At 67.0% G+C, this 14,949-nt stretch carries 11 protein-coding genes; 5 read left to right on the top strand and 6 right to left on the bottom strand.

Annotated elements, in window-relative coordinates; all coding sequences use genetic code 11:
• Positions 1-2: 2 nt before the first annotated feature.
• Positions 3-434, bottom strand: a complete 432-nt coding sequence (locus tag AC13F7_RS08545) for a type IV pilin protein (protein WP_482999850.1) — start codon at positions 432-434, stop codon at positions 3-5.
• Between the two features lie 280 nt (positions 435-714).
• A complete protein-coding gene (gene fabR, locus AC13F7_RS08540) occupies positions 715-1,377 on the bottom strand; it encodes an HTH-type transcriptional repressor FabR (protein ID WP_483000137.1) in 663 nt (220 codons plus the stop codon).
• Positions 1,378-1,470: 93 nt separating this feature from the next.
• Between fabR and AC13F7_RS08535 the strand changes: the two genes are divergently transcribed.
• The gene (locus AC13F7_RS08535) at positions 1,471-2,544 is read left to right on the top strand and encodes a ferredoxin reductase (RefSeq protein WP_482999849.1); all 1,074 of its coding nucleotides are present in this window, start codon (positions 1,471-1,473) and stop codon (positions 2,542-2,544) included.
• A gap of 2 nt (positions 2,545-2,546) precedes the next feature.
• Positions 2,547-3,680: a fatty acid desaturase family protein gene (locus AC13F7_RS08530; RefSeq protein ID WP_482999848.1), complete on the top strand. Its 1,134-nt coding sequence runs from the start codon at positions 2,547-2,549 to the stop codon at positions 3,678-3,680.
• Here the strand turns inward: AC13F7_RS08530 and AC13F7_RS08525 are convergent, their stop codons facing one another.
• Both AC13F7_RS08525 and AC13F7_RS08520 read right to left on the bottom strand, forming a co-directional pair.
• Positions 3,681-4,814 carry a metallophosphoesterase gene (locus AC13F7_RS08525; protein ID WP_482999847.1) on the bottom strand — a complete coding sequence of 378 codons (1,134 nt, stop codon included), beginning with the start codon at positions 4,812-4,814 and terminating at the stop codon, positions 3,681-3,683.
• A 131-nt stretch (positions 4,815-4,945) separates the two neighbouring features.
• On the bottom strand, positions 4,946-6,325 hold the full coding sequence (locus AC13F7_RS08520; protein ID WP_483000135.1) for a diguanylate cyclase: 1,380 nt from the start codon (positions 6,323-6,325) through the stop codon (positions 4,946-4,948).
• Between the two features lie 188 nt (positions 6,326-6,513).
• Here AC13F7_RS08520 and AC13F7_RS08515 point away from each other — a divergent pair, with 188 nt between their 5' ends.
• The 3 genes from AC13F7_RS08515 (at position 6,514) to AC13F7_RS08505 (ending at position 10,669) form a co-directional block, all read left to right on the top strand.
• Positions 6,514-7,560: a cation diffusion facilitator family transporter gene (locus AC13F7_RS08515; protein WP_482999846.1), complete on the top strand. Its 1,047-nt coding sequence runs from the start codon at positions 6,514-6,516 to the stop codon at positions 7,558-7,560.
• An 87-nt stretch (positions 7,561-7,647) separates the two neighbouring features.
• Positions 7,648-8,397 carry a 2,3-diphosphoglycerate-dependent phosphoglycerate mutase gene (gene gpmA, locus AC13F7_RS08510; protein ID WP_070426899.1) on the top strand — a complete coding sequence of 250 codons (750 nt, stop codon included), beginning with the start codon at positions 7,648-7,650 and terminating at the stop codon, positions 8,395-8,397.
• Positions 8,398-8,575: 178 nt separating this feature from the next.
• Positions 8,576-10,669, top strand: a complete 2,094-nt coding sequence (locus AC13F7_RS08505; protein WP_481468433.1) for a M13 family metallopeptidase — start codon at positions 8,576-8,578, stop codon at positions 10,667-10,669.
• Between the two features lie 70 nt (positions 10,670-10,739).
• Here the strand turns inward: AC13F7_RS08505 and AC13F7_RS08500 are convergent, their stop codons facing one another.
• Both AC13F7_RS08500 and mfd read right to left on the bottom strand, forming a co-directional pair.
• Entirely contained in the window at positions 10,740-11,321 is a 582-nt protein-coding gene (locus AC13F7_RS08500) for an HD-GYP domain-containing protein (protein ID WP_123728710.1), read from the bottom strand.
• 113 nt (positions 11,322-11,434) lie between these two features.
• Complete coding sequence (gene mfd, locus AC13F7_RS08495) at positions 11,435-14,902, bottom strand: transcription-repair coupling factor (RefSeq protein WP_482999845.1); 3,468 nt, start codon at positions 14,900-14,902, stop codon at positions 11,435-11,437.
• Positions 14,903-14,949 lie beyond the last annotated feature (47 nt).

The raw sequence follows: 14,949 nt of genomic DNA, 5'->3' as shown, positions 1-14,949 counted from the left end.
GGTTACCAGCTGCTGATGCCGACAGCGGCGCATTCGCTGCCAATGCTGCGGGAGTTGGCATCGTCCAGGCTGAGCACACAGCCGCTCGCCTTGCCCATGGTGGTGCCGGCCTCGGCCGTCAGGCTGTAGCCACCGCTCTTGGCGGTGTAGTTGAAGGTGAAATCGGCGGCACTGGCGGCCGGCATCCAGCCGCGCTGGGCGACCTCCGCGCTGCCGGGGTAGCTGAGGGTGCGCTGGCGGAAGTTCTCCACGTTGGCAGAGAGGGCAAGCAGGTCACTCTGCGCCAGCCGGATTTTGGACCGCAGCACATAGTTCCGGTAAGAGGGCAGCGCGATCGCGGCCAGAATGGCGATGATCGCCACGACCACCATCAGCTCAAGCAGCGTGAAGCCGCGCATGCCGCGCCGCGAACGAGGTGCCACTACGGTATCCATCAACGCCTGCCTTCCCTGGGGCCTGGAGCCGTCACTGCGACACGCGACACGACAGGCGCACGGCCTGCAGGCGGATGTCCCCGGTACACCTGGATGCGCTCAGTACCCCAATTCCCGAGAAGCAGCCGGCAGACAGTGGCGGAGTTACGTTTGTGAGGAATTTCACACTTTATTAGCGCCTGGCGCCCGGTGTCAATGGGAATTGCTGCGACGCAGCGTCGCAGCTCCCACGTCCTCGCTGCTGCACGGCACGCAGCCTGTCGCCAGTCGACACCCCGCCTCAGCGCAGCGGAGGACTACCCGCCAAGGTGCGCGCCCCGGTAATGATCATCCGCAGCATCTGTGTCAACTGGTCGATCAGTTCGGGGTCTTTTTCCGGCGGAAGGTCCACCGCGGTGGCGCCCATGGCGAAGACCAGCCGGGTGATCGCCTTGGAGGCCAGGCCCGGTTCGTGCAGGCGCGCGCCGTCGGCGGCCGCCAGACGGATCAGGTCGACCCGCAGTTCGTCTTCGAAGTAATTCAGTTCGCGATCGACCGCGTGCTTGAACGCATCCGAGCCGGCCGTGCCTTCACGCAGCAGGACATGCAGCAGGCGGTCATCGGCACGCAGCTGCTCCATGAAGGTCTCCACCGACAGCCGGATCACGCTGCGGTCCGAGGAGGCCGCGCGCTGGCGGGCCTCGCCGATGATGGTGCGCAGCGAGCGCCCGGCCAGGTCGATCAGGGCCACCGTCAGCTCATCCATGTCGCGGAACTGGCGGTAGAACGAGTTCGGGGCGATCCCGGCTTCACGCGCGACCTCGCGCAGGCTCAGCGTGGAGACGCTGCGGTGCGGCCCGATGAGGGCCAAGGCCGCGGCCAGCAGATCCTCACGCGAGATGGAGGCTTTGCGCACGGGATGGGCGTCGTCGGAGGCGGGCAGGGGCAGGTCTGGGGAGGTCATCGGGGGCAGGGGAGTCAAGTCCCTGAATCATAGCCCGTCCCAGCAATATACAACTGTATACACAGTCGTATGCTCGGCCGTATAGTGCGCAGCATGAGCACCGTCCCGCGCATTGCCGCCCGCCGTCACGCCGCCAGCCCCCGCCGCTGGGTCTCCGAGGAGCTGTTCGACTTCTGGGGCACCCGCCTGCATCCGCTGTGGACGCTGCGGCGCCCGTTGGCCCGCCTGGTATCGCGCACCGCCGAAAGCGCCGATGCCGTGACGCTGGTCCTCAAACCCAACCGTCATTTCCGCGGTCTGCTGCCGGGCCAGCACGTCACCCTCGGTGTAGAAGTCGATGGCCGCCGCCTGTCGCGCAGTTACAGCCCGACCGTGTTGGCCGACGGACGCTTGGCGATCACCGTCAAGGCGATCGCTGGCGGTGCGGTCAGCCAGCACCTGGCCCATTCCGCCGTACCGGGGGAGGTGTTCGAACTGGGCCAGGCGTTCGGTGAGATGACCCTGCCCGCAGCCTCCGCTGAGCGCCTGCTCTTGCTGGCCGCCGGCAGCGGCATCACCCCGATGCGCGCGCTGCTGCGCCAGCTCGATGGTGCGGGAATGCCGCGCAAGGTGGATCTGGTGTACTGGGCACGCCGCCGCGAAGAGCTCTGCTTCGCCGAGGAGCTTGCCGCGATGGCAGAGCGCCACCCGTCCTTCGACCTGCACATCGCGCTGACCCGCGATCCCGCTGCCCCGGCGTCGCGCGTGGATGCCTTCGCCTTCGGCGCACTGGGCGATCTGAGCACCGCCCGCACCCTGGTGTGCGGCCCGGGTGGCTTCGTCGATGCAGCGCAGGTGCGGCTGCAGGGCCAGGTTGCTTCGCTGCAGTCCGAGGCCTTCACCCCACCAGTGCTGCCAGCGGTGGAAACGGGCACGGTGCAGGTCGAACTGCGTCGCAGTGGCCGCACGCTCTCGCTGCCGCGCGGCACCTCGCTGCTGCAGGCGCTGGAGGCCGAAGGGCTGCGCCCGGCCAGTGGCTGCCGCATGGGCATCTGCAATACCTGTGTCTGCGGCAAGGTGTCCGGCGTCACCCGCCATACCTTGACCGGCGACCACGCGGCCGAACCGGCCACGCAAGTAAAGCTGTGCGTGAACAGCGCCAGCACCGACCTGATCCTGGAGCTGTGACCATGTCTTCCGTGCACAACCGCGCGCTGTCCCCGGCCGAACTGCAGGCCTTCGGCGATGAACTCGATGCACTGCGCGCACGCCAGCTGGCCACGCTCGGCGCGCGCGATGCGCGCTACATCCGTCGCGTCGTCGCCGCGGTGCGCTGGACCGGCGTGGCCGGCCGCGCGCTGTTGTTCCTCGGTGCGTTCGTGCACAGCGTGCTGATTCCGGCGTGGATTGCCGGTGTGGTCATGCTGGCGCTGTCCAAGATTCTGGAGAACATGGAGCTGGCGCACAACGTCATCCACGGCCAGTACGACTGGATGGGCGATCCGCAGCTGCAGGGCAGCACCTACGAGTGGGATATCGTCGGCACCGCCGATGCCTGGCGCAAGACCCACAACTTCCGCCACCACACCTACACCAACGTGCGCGGGCTGGACGACGATATCGGCTACGGACTGCTGCGTATTTTCCCCGAGCAGCGCTGGCGCCCGTTCTACCTGATGCAGCCGGTGGTCGCCGTGGTCTTTGCGTTGCTGTTTGAATGGGGCATTGCGATCCAGGACCTGCGCCTGGGCCGCGTGTTCGCCGGCAAGATGACGCTCAAGCAACTGTGCGCGCAGTTCCGCCCGGTCGGCCGCAAGATGGGCAAGCAGATGTTCAAGGACTACCTGCTGTTCCCGGCGCTGGCCGGTCCGTTCTTCCTGCCGGTGCTGCTGGGCAATGTCGTCGCCAACCTGATCCGCAACGTGTGGACCTACGTGATCATCTTCTGCGGCCATTTCACCGCCGAGGCCGAGACCTTCCCGAAGGAATGCGTGCGCGATGAGAGCCGCGGCCACTGGTATCTGCGCCAGCTGCGCGGCTCATCCAACCTGACCGGTGGCAAGCTGATGAATGTGATGTCGGGCAACCTCAGCCACCAGATCGAGCACCACTTCTATCCGGACATTCCGGCCAACCGCTATGCGGCGATCGCGGTCGAGGTGAAGCAGATCTGCGCGCGCTACGGCCAGCACTACAACACCGGATCGCTGCCGCGCCAGTTCGGCCAGGTGGTGTGGCGGATCGTGCGCCATGCCTTCCCGAGCAAGCCCGGTCGCGTGCGTGCGTTGCCGGTGGTGGGCGAGGCCAGTCGCCAGCCGGGCTGATCAGTCGCTCTCGCCGATCCGGCCTTCGGCAAGCGGCACCCGCGAGCCATCGGGCAGGCCACGGCTGAGCGCGCCGTTCTCGATGAACAGCAGCTCGCCGTTCTCGCCGTTCTTGATGCTGCTGTCGATGGCGATGATCCGGTCGCCGTGGAAGCTGCTGACATGCGGCATCGAGGTGTGGCCGACGACGATGCGCGCAAGGTCCAGCTGCTTGAGCAGGGCCTGGATCTGCGCGGTGTCCATGCGGCCATCGAAGTAGCCGCGGTACCAGATCGGGCTGGTCTTGCCGTCGAACAGGCGTGCGGTGTCCGGTGCGGCCTTGACCTGGTCCTTGGGCAGCCCGACCGCCGCCTGGTAGTCGGCGTTGGTGGCGTCCATGCCGCGCACCAGGTCCAGGTTCTCCGGTGCGATCCCTCCGTGCAGGAACAGGGTATCGCCGATGCGCAGCAGCACCGGGCGGGTCCGCAGCCATTGGCCGATCGTTGAATCCGGGCCGTACAGCGCGGGATAGGAGCGGCCAAGCAACTGCGCGCTCTTGAGGTACTTCGGGTTGACGTAGCGCAGATCGTTGTAGAGCACCATCGTCTCGTGGTTGCCGAGCACGAAGTGCACCGCACCGCCGGCCGCCGCGGCCTGCTGCTGCAGGCTGTACAGCAGCCAGAACGCCTCGGTGACCTGCGGCCCGCGGTCGAACACATCGCCGGCGATCACCAGCGTGGCGTCACCCAGCGACCAGCGGTCCTCGTTGTCGATCACGTGGTGGGCGCGCAGCAGTTTCACCAGCAGGCTGTATTGGCCATGGATGTCCGACAGCGCCACGATCCGTGGCGTGGCCGGGAGCCGGGCGATCTCCGCAGTCCGCGGTGGCAGCACGGTCAGCGCGTGCGGGTAGCCGCATTCGGGGGCAACCACGGTGGTCTCGCCACCTGCCGGCAGCTCGCGGCGGATCACGTGGTCGTTGCACACCCAGGCCGCTTCCAGCCCCTTGGCCGTACGGAACACGTAGGGCCCATCCGCATCCACATGCTCGGCCGGCGCAGCCACCTCGCGCGCAGTGGCCAACAGCGGCGTCATCAGCAACGCCGACAGGAACAGCAGCAGGGCAGAGCGGGTCAGGGCGCAGCGGGTCGACATCGGGTGTTCCTGTGACGGACGGCGGTGCCGCGATGCTACGCTGCGGAAACCGCACCGGACATGCGCCATTGGTCAGTCATGCGTGCCGCAACGGGCGTTTCGCGCCCCGGCGTGTCCGCCGGGGGCTGCCATCAGCCGCGTTGCACGGCTTGCCGACCAGGCGGCTCAGGCAGATCGTCGCTGGCCAGGACGACTTGATTTCGACCTCGCTTTTTGGCCTGGTACATCGCCGCATCCGCGCGCGCCATCAGGCGCTCGTAATCGGGATGCCCGTCGTGTGCGGCCACACCGATGCTGGTGGTCAGCGCCAGGCGTTGGCCATTGGCCAGGTGCACCGGGCTCTGTGCGATGTGCTTGCGCAGGTTCTCGGCGATCACCTCGGCCTGGGCGGCGGTGGCCGCAACCAACACCACCACGAATTCCTCTCCACCGTAGCGGAACAGATAGTCACTGCCACGGGTGAGCTGGCCGAGCAGGGCGGCGACGTGCTGCAGGGCGCGGTCGCCGCCGTCGTGACCGTGCGCATCGTTGATCGCCTTGAAATGGTCCAGGTCCAACAGCAGCAACGAGAACGGCGTCTGGGTGGAATTGGCCAGTTCGATTTCCCGACGCAGTACGGTGGGCAGGAAGCGGCGGTTGAGCAGGTTGGTCAGCGCGTCGCTGCCGGCATCAAGTTCGCCGATCCGCTCGAACAACATGCCCATCAAGGTGCGGATCTGTGCCAGCCGCTCGCGGATGCCCTGCAGTGCGCTGAAGCGGGCAGCGAAATCGGCATGCGCCAAGGCCTCCCGCAAGTGTGTGTCCACGGCCGACACCAGTGCGCCGACCTGGCCGGTCTCGCTGCTTTCGCCGAAACTGGGGATGCCCTTGTGGGTGAACCACAGGCCGAACTCGGACTGCGCCAGGCCCGTGAGCTGGGCGTCGGCGTTCTGGCTGGCCATCGCGTAGAGCAGCGCGTTTTCCCAATCCAACAGCAAAGCCCGCTGCCTTTCGCGCTCGGTGCTGACGTTCTGCACCAGCGAGAACAGGCGATACGCGGCATCGGTGCGCGAGGAGCGCTCGCGGGCGTGGGTGTACGCCAGTGTCATCCCTTCCAGCGCGATATCCATCGAGGCACTGAGGCAGTGGATCGCCGCGTACGCGGTGGCACTGTCGTCGGCCTGCGCGATGATGCGATCGAACAAGCGGTGCTTGAGCACTCGCGCACCGCGGGCCACCAGGTCCACCGGAATCCCCACGCGGGCATGCACGTCGCCGATCACGCGCTGTGCGGCGACCAGCGCGTTGATGCTGTCCGGCGTGGCGGTGAGGATCTGCTGGAGCCAGCGCTGCATCGCCGGCTTCAGGCGCAGCCGCACCTGGTCGTGCGAGAGGAAGCGGCTCGCGCGCGGGTCTTCGAGCAGCACGTCGTAGAAGTGGTGGGCCAGTTCGGGCGGGCTGGCCGCCGACAGACCGGCCAGCAGCGCCGCTGCGTCCGCTGGCGTCTGCGCCAGCGTCTGGCCCCAGGCCATCGCCAGCGGCTGGCTGGCCTCATCAAGGTTTGGAACGTTATGCACGATTGTCTTCCCGCCACACAGGCCGTCGACAGGTAGCGGCCGGGCACGGGTGTTATTGAGTTGCAAACTGAACGCTGCGGTAAGTGTAATAGTCTCCGCGCGAGGCGCTGCTTACCCTGCCGCCATTGTCCAGGAGAGCTTTCATGGGTCACGACCACGACCATCTGCCGAGCGAGATCCGCCACGAGAAACCGCTGTGGTGGGCGCTGGGCCTGACCACGACCTTCCTGCTGGTGGAGGTCATCGGCGCGTTCTGGACCAACAGCCTGGCGCTGCTGTCCGACGCCGCGCACATGGCCACCGACACGCTCGCGCTGATGATCGCGCTGGTCGCGGTCCGGCTCAGCCGGCGCCCGCCCGATGCCAAGCGCACCTACGGCTACGCGCGGCTGGAAGCGCTCGGCGCGATGATCAATGGCGGCATGCTGTTCGTGGTGGCCGGCTACATCCTGTGGGAGGCGGTGCAGCGTTTCCGCGCACCACAGGAGATCGCCTCCACCGGCATGCTGGCCATCGCGGTGTTCGGGCTGGTGATCAATCTGATCTCGATGCGGCTGCTGCGCGCCGGCAGCGGCGAGAGCCTCAACGTCAAAGGTGCGTATCTGGAAGTCTGGGCGGACATGCTCGGCTCGGTCGCGGTGATCCTCGGCGCGCTGCTGATCCGCTGGACCGGCTGGAAGCCGATCGATCCGATCCTGGCCGTGTTGATCGGCCTGTGGGTGCTGCCGCGCACGTGGGTACTGATGCGCGAGGCGATCAACGTGCTGTTGGAGGGCGTGCCCAAGGGCATGGATGTCGCTGCGGTACGCGGCACCCTGTGCGCCCACGATGGGGTGGTGGATGTGCACGACCTGCACGTGTGGGCGCTGGCCTCCAGTACGCCGGCACTGACCGCGCACGTGGTGATGGGCACCGGCGTGGATGCGGACCGCCTGCGCCGCGAGCTGGGCACCCGCTTGCACGAGCAGTACGGCATCGACCACGTGACCCTGCAGATCGAGGCGGACCATTGCGGTGATCCCTGCAGTGTTGGCAGCCCGCGCGACCGGCATGACGATGACCATGCCGGGCACGACCACGCCGCCCATGATCATGCCGCCCATGCGCATGGCCGCCACGCGCACGACAGCAGGGACGACCGCCGGGCTGCACCTGACGCGCAGGGCCATCACGGGCATCCGCATCCCTGAGGTCCACCGGCGGCCCCACGGCGGACGGGCAGGGGAGGGTTGCCGCTACAATGCGGGTCTGCCTTGCCATCTGTCGGAGATACTGCAGTGACCCGGAAACTCGTACTGTTGCGCCACGGCCAGAGCCAGTGGAACCTGGACAACCGCTTCACCGGCTGGGTGGACGTGGAACTGACCGAACAAGGCCGCCGCGAGGCCGCCGCCGCCGGCCGCCTGATGCGTGAAGAGGGCCTGCAGTTCGATGTCGCGCATACCTCGGTGCTCAAGCGCGCCATCCACACCCTGCAGGGTGCCCTGGCCGAGCTGGACCAGGACTGGCTGCCGGTCAGCAAGAGCTGGCGCTTGAACGAGCGCCATTACGGCGGCCTGCAGGGCCTGGACAAGGCCGAGACCGCCGCCAAGCACGGCGAGGACCAGGTCAAGATCTGGCGCCGCTCCTACGACATCCCGCCGCCGGCGATGGACATCGAGGACCCGGGCCACCCGATCCACGACCGCCGCTACGCCGGCCTGGACCGCAACGCGCTGCCGGGCACCGAATCGCTGGCCACCACGCTGGACCGCGTGCTGCCGTACTGGTTCGATTCGATCGCCCCGCAGCTCAAGGACGGCAAGACCGTGCTGGTCACCGCTCACGGCAATTCGCTGCGCGCGCTGTACAAGTACCTCAACAACGTCTCGCAGGAAGCCATCCTGGAGCTCAACATCCCGACCGGCATCCCGCTCCTGTTTGAACTCAATGACGACCTGACGGTGCAGTCGTTCCGCTACCTGGGCGACCCGGAAGCGGCACGCAAGGCCGCTGAGGCCGTGGCGAACCAGGGCAAGGCGAAATAACAACGAAAGGCCGGCGCAAGCCGGCCTTTTCTTTACCCGCGCGGGTAGGGCCACCCATGGGGTGGCTACCGCTGCGCGATGGTGTGACCTTTGGCCGGTCCGTCCCGGCCCCTCCCGCGCTACGCTGAGCGATTGCCCGTGATCCGGGTGATGCATCCATCTGTAGCCGGAGAGTCGAATGAAGTTTTCCAAGCTGGTCCCGCTGGGTCTGACCGCCGCCATCGCCGTGTCGCTGGCCTCCTGCGGCAAGACCGATACCGCGCCTGCCGCCACCGCCGATGCCAAGCCGGCGTTTGATCAGTCGCAGATCAAGACCGCGCTGATCTCGCTCAACAACGCCGATCTGGACACCGCCATCGCCGCCTGCACCGACCTCAACGGGTTCGTGAACAGCAAGTGGCTCAAGGCCAACCCGGTCCCGAACGACCAGACCACCTGGGGCAGCTTCGAAATCCTGCGCGAGCGCTCGCTGGAAGTGCAGCACGCGCTGGTCCAGCAGGCCGCCGCCAGCCAGGCCAAGGCCGGCACGGTGGAAGCCAAGATCGGTGACATCTGGAAGACCGGTTCGGACGAGGCAAAGATCGAAGCCGCCGGCATCACCCCGCTGCAGCCGCAGCTGGACAAGATCGCTGCGCTGACCGATACCGCCGCCATCACCCAGTACCTGCGCGACAGCCAGGCGGTGGGCCAGGGCGTGCTGTTCTCGCTGTTCGCCAATGCCGACTACAAGGATTCGGCCAACGTCATCGCCTATGTCGGCCAGGGCGGCCTCGGCCTGCCGGAGAAGGGCTACTACTTCGACGCGTCGCAGGCCAAGATCCGCGATGCGTACGTGGCCTACATCGCCCAGGTGCTGACCCTGTCCGGCGTCGATGCCGAGCAGGCCAAGACCCAGGCCAAGGCGGTGATGGAGTTCGAAACGCGTCTGGCCAAGGCCTCGATGTCGCGCATCGAAATGCGTGACCCGGCCAAGCGTTACAACCCGGTCAGCGCGGCCGACGCGGACAAGCTGACCCCGAACTTCAGCTGGACCGCGCTGTTCGACACCCTGAAGGTGCCGGCCGCGCAGAAGTTCTCGATGGCCCAGCCGGGCTTCTTCGGCGAAGTGGACAAGATGCTGGCCGACGTGCCGGCCGCGACCTGGCAGGCCTACCTGCGCTTCCACACCATCGACGATGCCTCGCCGTACCTGAGCAGCGCCTTCGAAAAGGCCAACTTCGATTTCTACAGCACCACCCTGCGTGGCCAGAAGGAAATGCAGCCGCGCTGGAAGCGCGTGCTGGAGTCGGTCAACGGCGCCATCGGCGAAGGCCTGGGCCAGATGTATGTCGACGCCGTGTTCCCGGCCGACTCCAAGGTGCAGATGCAGCACCTGGTGGAGAACCTCTCGGTGGCGCTGAAGGCGCGCCTGGAGAAGCTGGAATGGATGAGCGAAGACACCCGCAAGAAGGCACTGGAAAAGTGGGCCAGCTTCACCCCGAAGATCGGCTATCCGGACAAGTGGCGTGACTGGTCGGGCCTGGAAACCAACGGCGACAGCTACCTGGGCAACATGCAGGCCGCGCGCACGTTCAACTACCGCTTCATGCTCAACAAGATCGGCAAGCCGGTCGACAAGACCGAGTGGGGCATGACCCCGCAGACCGTCAACGCCTATTACAACGCCACCAAGAACGAGATCGTGTTCCCGGCGGCGATCCTGCAGGCGCCGTTCTTCGACGCCAAGGCCGATCCGGCGCTGAACTACGGCGGCATCGGTGCGGTCATCGGCCACGAAATGATGCACGGCTACGACGACTCGGGCAGCCAGTTCGCGGCCAACGGCAACTTCGACAACTGGTGGACCGACAGCGATCGTGCCGCCTTCACCCAGCGGACCGACCAGCTGGTCGCGCAGTTCGACGGCTATGAGTCGCTGCCGGGCGTGAACGTGAAGGGCAAGCTGACCCTGGGCGAGAACATCGGCGATCTGGGCGGCCTGACCGTGGCGTATGACGCGCTGCAGATGGCGCTGAAGGAAGACCCGAAGGCCAACGTCGAGGTGGACGGCTATACGCAGGATCAGCGCTTCTTCATGAACTGGGCCACCGTGTGGCGCCGCAACTTCAATGAAGGTGAGCTGCGCGTGCGTCTGAACACCGACCCGCACGCCCCGGCCAACTTCCGTGCCAACGGCGCACCGTCGAACATGCCGGCGTACGCGCAGGCGTTCGAGTGCAAGGCGGGCGACGCGATGGTGCGGGCCGATGACAAGCGCGTTGTGATCTGGTGATCGCACGCGGTTGAGTGAGACAAAAAACCCGGCGAACGCCGGGTTTTTTCATGCCCCACCTGGCGTGGGGCTAGCCGGCGGAGGCCATCATCCTAGTGAACAGGCCGAACACCTCCGGATCCACCAGGCCACCCTGCTGCCCGGCAAGGATGCCCATCGCTTTGGCATGCGGCATCGGGCCGCGGTAGGGGCGGGTGGTGGTCATGGCGTCGTAACCATCAACGATGGTGAGCACGCGTGCGCCCAGCGGAATGTCGCTGCCTTTCAGGCCGTCCGGATAACCACTGCCATCGAACGCCTCGTGATGGCTGCGGATCAGCCGCGCCACCTCGGCCGCGTCGCTGCGCCCGGTGGTGGCGAAGATGCGCTCACCGCGCTCGGGGTGGGTACGCATGATCGCGCGCTGCGCGTCATCCAGGCGCGCGGGATACAACAGCACGTTGTCCGGAATGCCGATCTTGCCGATGTCATGGAAGCGGGCGGCCAGCGCCAGATGCGCGCGCTGCGTGTCGTCCAGATCGCACAGGCGCCCCAGCTGATCGCCGAGCAGGCCGACCCGGTCGCAGTGGAAACGGGTGTACTGGTCGCGCATCTGCAGGGACATCGACAGCGCATCGATGGAGCAGACCTGCGAAGGGGCGTCGTCGAACATGGGGCGGTCACGTGGGGTCGGATGGCCGGCCGTCAGTGCCGGGGTCGGGCAGGCCGCCACGTGGCGCCTGCCCATCGAACGATAGCGCCTGGCGGCTTGCGCCAGGCGTGAAATCAGCGCGGGGACAGGGTCAGCAACAAGGCCTTGGCGGCGCTGAAGCGGTCTTCCGGCAGCGGCAACGGGTGCTTGATGCGCAGCTTGTCCGACCCATCCATCGTATACAGCTTGGGCTGCTTCTGGATCAGCTGGATGACCGCCATCGGGTCGATCTCGGGCTTGGCGTTGAACACGATGCGCCCGCCGTTCTCGCCCAGTTCCAGCTTGCGCACGCCCAGCACGTTGGCCTGCAGCTTCAGCTCGGCGATCGCGAACAGGTGCTTGGCCGCATCCGGCAGCAGGCCGAAGCGGTCGATCATCTCCACCTGCAGTTCGCGCAGCTCACCACTGTCACGCGCACTGCTGATGCGCTTGTACAGGGTCAGGCGCGTGTGCACGTCGGGCAGGTAGGCGTCGGGGATCAGGGCGGGCACATGCAACTCGACCTCGGCACCGCGTGCTTCTTCGCCCGCATCCAGATCGGGCAGCTTGCCCAGGCGGATACTGCGCACCGCACGTTCGAGCAGCTCGGTGTACAGGCTGAAGCCGACCTCGGCCATCTGGCCGCTCTGGTCTTCGCCGAGCAGCTCGCCGGCACCGCGGATCTCCAGATCGTGGGTGGCCAGGGTAAAGCCGGCACCGAGTTCGTCCATCGAGGCGATCGCCTCCAGACGCTTCTCGGCATCGGGCGTCATCGCGCGCTTGTCCGGGACCACCAGGTAGGCGTACGCCCGGTGGTGCGAGCGACCCACGCGGCCACGCAGCTGGTGCAGCTGGGCCAGGCCGAAGCGGTCGGCGCGGTTGATGATGATGGTATTGGCGTTGGGGATGTCGATGCCCGATTCGATGATCGTGGTCGACAGCAGCACGTTGAAGCGCTGCTTCTGGAAGTCCAGCATCACGCGCTCCAGCTCGCGCTCGGGCATCTGCCCATGGGCGATACCGACACGGGCTTCGGGCACCAGCTCGGCCAGCTCGCGCTGCATGCGGCCGATGCTTTCCACGTCGTTGTGCAGGAAGTACAGCTGGCCACCACGGGCCAGTTCGCGCTGGAAGGCTTCGCGGAGCAGGGCGTTGTCCCAGGCGGTGATGAACGTCTTGACCGCCAGCCGGTTCGGCGGCGGCGTGGCGATGATCGACAGATCGCGCAGCCCGGCCATGGCCATGTTGAGGGTGCGGGGAATCGGCGTGGCGGTCAGGGTGAGCAGATGCACGTTGGCGCGCATCGCTTTGAGTGCCTCCTTCTGGCGCACACCGAAGCGCTGCTCCTCATCGACCACCACCAACCCCAGGTCCTTGAACTTCACATCCGGCTGCAGCAGGCGATGGGTGCCGATGATGACGTCGATGGTGCCGGCGGCGACCTTCTCCAGTTCGGCCTTGATCTCCTTGGTGGATTTGAAGCGCGACAGCACCTCCACCTTGAGCGGCCAATCGGCGAAGCGATCGCGGAAGTTGCGGTAGTGCTGTTCGGCCAGCAGCGTGGTCGGCACCAGTACGGCGACCTGCTTGCCGGCACTGGCAGCAGCAAAGGCGGCGCGCACGGCGACCTCGGTCTTGCCGAAGCCGACATCACCGCACACCACGCGGTCCATCGGCTGGCTGCTGGCCAGATCGCGCAGGGTCGCGTCGATCGCGGCCAACTGGTCGGGCGTTTCTTCGAACGGGAACCCGGCTGCGAACGGCTCGTACATCGCGCGGTCCACGTGCAGCGCCAAGCCGGCACGGGCACGGCGACGCGCCTGGATTTCCAGCAGTTCGGCGGCGACATCGCGGACCTTTTCGGCCGCCTTGCGCTTGGCTTTGGTCCACTGCTCGCCACCGAGCGAATGCAGTGGCGCGGTTTCCGGCGAGGCGCCCGAGTAGCGGCTGATCAGGTGCAGCTGGGCGACCGGCACATACAGGCGGTCACCCTTGGCGTATTCGATTTCCAGAAACTCGCCGGGCATGCCGCCGGCATCGAGCACGATCAGGCCGCGGTAGCGGCCGACACCGTGGTCTTCGTGCACGATCGGCGAGCCTTCGCTGAGCTCGCCGAGATCGCGGATGATCGCTTCCGGCTCACGCCCGGCCCGGCGGCTGCGGCGCTGTTGACCCGCGCGTTCGGGGAATAGCTGGCGCTCGGTCAGCACGGCGATCGGCGGGCTTTCCAGCGCGAAACCGTCTTCCAGCGGCGCCACGGTGATGCCGAAGCGCACGCTGTCGTCGGCCAGGAAGCCGGGCAGATCGGCGACCACCGGCGGCTTCAGCTCGGCGGCGAGCAGCACTTCAAGCAGGGCTTCGCGGCGGCCGGCAGAATCGGCGGCGATCAACACCCGGCCCGGGTAATGACCGATGAAGGATTTCAGTGCCTCGGCGGCTGGCGCATCGCGCGCGGCCACCGGCAACGGCGGCAGTGGCTGGTCGCCCAGCGGCTGTGCATCGCCGATGCGGTCGTGATCCGGCGGCCAGACTTCAACGCGGGCCAGGCCGTTGAGCGTGCCGCGCAGCTGTTCGGGGCTGGCGTACAGCTCTTCCGGGGCCAGCAGCGGGCGCTCCACATCGTGGCGGCGCTGCTCGTAGCGGTTCTGCGTCTGCGCCCAGAACGCGGCGGCGGCGTCGAACACGTTCGGCGCCAGCACCGGCAAAACGTTCGGCTGCAGATAGTCGAGCAGGGTCGCGGTCTTGTCGAAGAACAGCGGCAGGTAGTACTCGATGCCGGCCGGCGCGATACCGGCCTTGAGATCCTGGTACAGCGCGCTGCGCCGGGTATCCACGTCGAAGCGTTCGCGCAACGTGTTGAGCACGCGCGAAACGCTGAGATCATCCAGCGGCACTTCACGGCCGGGCAGCATGTGCACCGCCTCGACCTTGTCCAGCGAGCGCTGCGATTCCGGATCGAAGGCGCGGATCGAATCGATGTCTTCGTCGAGCAGTTCCACCCGCAGCGGCGTCTCGGCGCCCATCGGGTAGACATCGAGCAGACCGCCACGCACCGCGAAATCACCCGGGTCCATGACCTGCGGCACGTTGCGGTAACCGGCCGATTCCAGGCGGCGTTTTTCCGCATCCAGATCCAGACGCTGGCCGACGGTCAGGTCGAAGCTGCCGCCGATGACGTACTTGAGCGGGGCCAGCTGTTGCAGCAGCGTCTGCACGGGCACTACCACGATGCCGCGCTTCAGCGCGGGCAGGGCGTGCAGCGCGGCCAGGCGCTGGGAAATGATGTCCGGGTGCGGGCTGAAGGCGTCATAGGGCAGGGTTTCCCAATCCGGGAAGGCCACGATCGGCACGTCGCCGGCACTGCCCAGCAGGGTGTGCAGATCCGCTTCGATCTGGTTCGCGCCATGGTTGTCGCGCGCGACCACCAGCAACGGCCCGTCGTGCGACTGTGCCGCGCGGGCGATGTACCACGCCAGCGCTGTCGCCGAAGCGGGAGCGCGCCACCAGGCGCGGAGCTGTCCAGGACGTGGCAGCGGCGGAACGGGATAGGAGGTGCGTGACATGAACCGCCGATTTTAGCAGACCGCAACGTGGCGGCCGCGTCAGCTGG

Source organism: Stenotrophomonas sp. K-6 (genome assembly GCF_056861555.1).
The sequence above is the reverse complement of the archived record's forward strand: the minus strand, read 5'-3'. Positions and strand labels throughout refer to the sequence as shown.